Origin of the sequence: Modestobacter sp. DSM 44400 (assembly GCF_900107175.1) — a bacterium.
In the GTDB taxonomy this organism is placed as follows: Bacteria; Actinomycetota; Actinomycetes; order Mycobacteriales; family Geodermatophilaceae; genus Modestobacter.
Genome location: NZ_FNOZ01000121.1, coordinates 1 through 3,461, shown reverse-complemented (window position 1 = coordinate 3,461; position 3,461 = coordinate 1). Strand labels below are relative to the sequence as shown.

Sequence of the window (3,461 nt, the reverse complement as noted above, 5' to 3'; positions counted from 1 at the left end):
CCCTCGGGTTCCGCAACCTCACCAACTACATCGCCCGATCCCTACTCGAGACCGGCGGCTTCCGCTCCCGACTACACCCTCGATCGCGATGAGCCTCTTTACCCCCACGGCGGCGTATTCGACGTTCCATGTCCCGATGCGAACGGACCGACTCTCCACGTGAGCTCCCCCTCAGACGTCCGCCTTCTCGCTCGCAATGGTGGCTCAGGTCGGCATCGGTGCCCGGCACTGCCAGGCGCCCGGCGCGTCTTCGCACCGCAGGATCGGGGTGTCCCTGAGGCTGCCTTCAGGGGGAACGTCTCCGAACGCGGAACTAGTACTACAGCCGCACGTATCTTGGTGGGCTGCGGAGTGTCTGCGGGGCTGACGCCGGCGGGCCGGTGACCGTCGTCGGATGGTCGAGGATGTCTGCGTGGCCGAGGTCGAGGACTGGGCGGTGGGCCTGGAGAAGGTAGTCGAGCGGATCGGTCCGCGGTTCGCCCGCTCCGAGCCCCGCGACCGGGCGGGGGTGTATCTGCGCGGGCTGCTGTCGGCGGTGGAGAGCAAGAACGGGTGGACGCTGTCCGAGCAGGCCGGGGACCGGTCACCGGATGCGATGCAACGGCTGCTCAACCACGCCGACTGGAGCGCCGACGCCGTCCGTGATGACCTGCGTGACTACGTCGTCGAGTACCTCGGGGACGACACTGCGGTGCTGGTTGGCGCCGGTGCCGGCCGACTGTCGTCTCCAGTCGGACTCGGGCACCGCCGCCGAGAGGGCGTCCACGCGGCAGTCGGCCGGTCGGGCATCGATCGTGGCGATGACGTGCTGGTTGACCGGCACCGCGAGCACGTAGGCCATGCCACGTTCCTCCAACGTCAGACGCAGCCCGGAGTGCTGGCCGTAGACCTCGTCGCCGGCGACCCAGCCGGCCGGCACCCCGGCGTCCAGGGCGCGGGTGATCATCGTGAGGGCCAGCGCCGGCTTGGTCGCGAACTCGACATCGGCGCCGATACCAGCCTCGGCGCACCGCTGGCGGTCCTCCGTCCAGGCCTTGGGCAGGTACAGCTCCCGGTCGATGAACGTCCGCCCAGCGGCCGCGGCGTAGGCGAGGAAGACCCCGATCTGGGAGTTCTCGATCCGCCCGGCGGTGCCGGAGTACTGCCGAGCCACCCCGGCGGACTTGGTGCCCTTCTTCAGGAATCCGGTCTCATCGACCACTAGGCGCGGTAATCCGGCGAACACCAAGGTGTCAGCTACCTGGTCGTCCCACCGGTGGAGTCCCCGCCCGTCTGAGCAAGTGCCCGCACGAGCGAGCTGCGGCCGACGCCGAGGGTGGCGGCGATCTGGATCAGGGTCATGCCCTGGGCGCGCATGGCGTGGGCGGCGGTGAGCCGGTCGGGGGTCATGACGGTGGGGCGCCCGCCGGCTCGGCCGCGGGCGCGGGCGGCGGCGAGGCCGGCGCGGGTGCGTTCGCTGATGAGGCGTCGTTCCATCTGGGCGACGGCGGCGAAGATGTGGAAGACGAGTTCCCCGCCGATCGTGGTGGTGTCGATGGCCTCGGTGAGGGACCGGAACTGGATGCCGCGGCGGCCGAGGTCGTTGACGATGGTGGTGAGGTCGGCGACGGATCGGCCGAGCCGGTCGATCCGCCAGACGGCGAGGGTGTCTTCAGGGCGCAGGAAGTCCAGGCAGGCGATCAGCTGGGGCCGCGCGGCGGTGGCGCCGGAGGCGTAGTCGGTGAACACCCGTACCGCGCCGGCGGCGGTCAATGCGTCGTGCTGCAGCGCCGGGTCCTGCTCAAAGGTGGACACCCGTGCGTAGCCGGTCATGCTCACCGCCGAAGGCTAGTGGCGGAGGACCACAAACGGTGAGGGCAGCCCGGATTTGGGCCGGTGATTTCGAGCATGAGTTCTGGGCCGTTGAGTGTCCGGTCGACCTGGGAAAATGCATCGAGATGCGCGGAGCTCGGCGCGGCGGCCCGTAAACGGACGTTTTCGAGTCGATCCTCGTCGCGACGCCGAAGCTCGATCCCTGGGTGCGCGCCTCACCTGATCAACAGCTGGCGTGCCCCGCCCCGTGGGCCTGCCTGCAGCCGGGTCGCCTGCATCCTCACCGGGATCGAAAAACAGCCCCTCGAGCAGCCAGTTCGCTAAGTAACCGGCATTGCGCCGGGGGGTCAGTTATCAGGCGCCGCCGACATCCGCCTGCGTCGCTTTCTGCTCGTAGGCACTAGCGTGTTCGAGGGCTTGATCGGCATATGACCGGATGCGTGGCTCGTGGTCTAGCAGCCGCCATATCCTGGCCGCGGCTGGGCATCAAGGCTCAGGATCGAGAGGAGTCGCACCCGATGACGCTGTTCGCGCCGTTCACGCTGCGCGGTGTGCCGCTCAGGAACCGGGTTGTGGTCTCCCCGATGAGCCAGTACCGCGCGCAGGACGGTCTCGCGAACGACTGGCATCTGGTCCACCTCGGTCGGTTCGCCCTCGGCGGTGCCGGCCTGGTGTTCACCGAGGCGACCGCGGTCCAGGAGCGCGGTCGGCGTACCCACGGCGACCTTGGGATCTGGTCGGACGCCCACGTTGACGGTCTCGCTGCGGTCACCCGCTTCCTCCAGCGTGAGGGGGCGGTGGCGGGAATCCAGCTCGCGCACGCGGGGCGCAAGGCGAGCGAGCGCCGACCGTGGCACGGGGAGACACCGGTCGATGAAGAGGACATCGCGCAGCGCGGTGAGCAGCCGTGGCCCGCTGTCGGCCCGAGCGCGGTCCCGTACGCCGAGGGTTGGCCCGTGCCGGCCGAGATGAGCGCCGAGGACATCAGGGAAGTCATCGGGGCGTTCCGCGCCGCCGCTGAGCGGGCCCGCGAGGCGGGTTTCCGGGTGATCGAGGTCTACGCCGCCCACGGCTTTCTTCTCCATCAGTTCTACTCCCCGCTTGCGAACCGCCGCCGGGACGGCTACGGGGGAGGCCTCGAAGGACGAGGCCGGCTGGCGGCCGAGGTCGCCGCGGCGATCCGCGAGGTCTGGCCCGACGAGTATCCGTTGGTCTTTCGCCTGTCGGTGACCGACTGGCATCCAGACGGCTGGCAGGTCGATGACACGATCCACCTGGCGCGGCGCCTGAAGGACCTGGGCGTCGACGCGATCACCTGCTCGAGCGGCGGCATCGCCGGACGCGAACGCCCCCAGGGCATGACCCTCGAACAGGGGTATCAACTGCCCCTCGCCGCGCAGGTGAAAAAGGGCGCCGGCATCGCGACGATCGGTGTCGGCCTGCTGTGGGATCCCAAGCTGGTCAACCGCGCCCTCGAGCAGGGCGACATCGACCTCGTCGCGCTCGCCCGGGAGCTGCTGGAGAACCCCAACTGGACTCTGCACGCGGCCCGTGAGCTAGAGCGTGTCTGCTAACTGCGGACGCGGTGATGGATGATCATGCAGCCGAGGAGGACACCGCCGAGGTAGGTGGTGGCGTATTTGTCGTAG

General features: G+C 69.3%; 2 protein-coding genes and 2 pseudogenes. 2 read left to right on the top strand and 2 right to left on the bottom strand.

Translation table 11 applies throughout. The annotated features are described in order from the left end of the window. Positions 1-394 precede the first annotated feature (394 nt). A pseudogene (locus BLW04_RS29030) lies at positions 395-643 on the top strand (transposase); the annotation flags it as partial. A gap of 45 nt (positions 644-688) precedes the next feature. Here BLW04_RS29030 and BLW04_RS24995 read toward each other — a convergent pair. Together BLW04_RS24995 and BLW04_RS24990 are read right to left on the bottom strand one after the other, a co-directional pair. Next, a pseudogene (locus tag BLW04_RS24995) lies at positions 689-1,204 on the bottom strand (IS701 family transposase); the annotation flags it as partial. A 32-nt stretch (positions 1,205-1,236) separates the two neighbouring features. Further along, positions 1,237-1,818 (bottom strand): recombinase family protein, encoded by a 582-nt coding sequence (locus BLW04_RS24990; RefSeq protein ID WP_091548300.1) that lies wholly within the window; start codon positions 1,816-1,818, stop codon positions 1,237-1,239. A gap of 512 nt (positions 1,819-2,330) precedes the next feature. Here BLW04_RS24990 and BLW04_RS24985 point away from each other — a divergent pair. Further along, entirely contained in the window at positions 2,331-3,386 is a 1,056-nt protein-coding gene (locus BLW04_RS24985) for an NADH:flavin oxidoreductase/NADH oxidase (protein WP_217631268.1), read from the top strand. Positions 3,387-3,461: the final 75 nt, after the last annotated feature.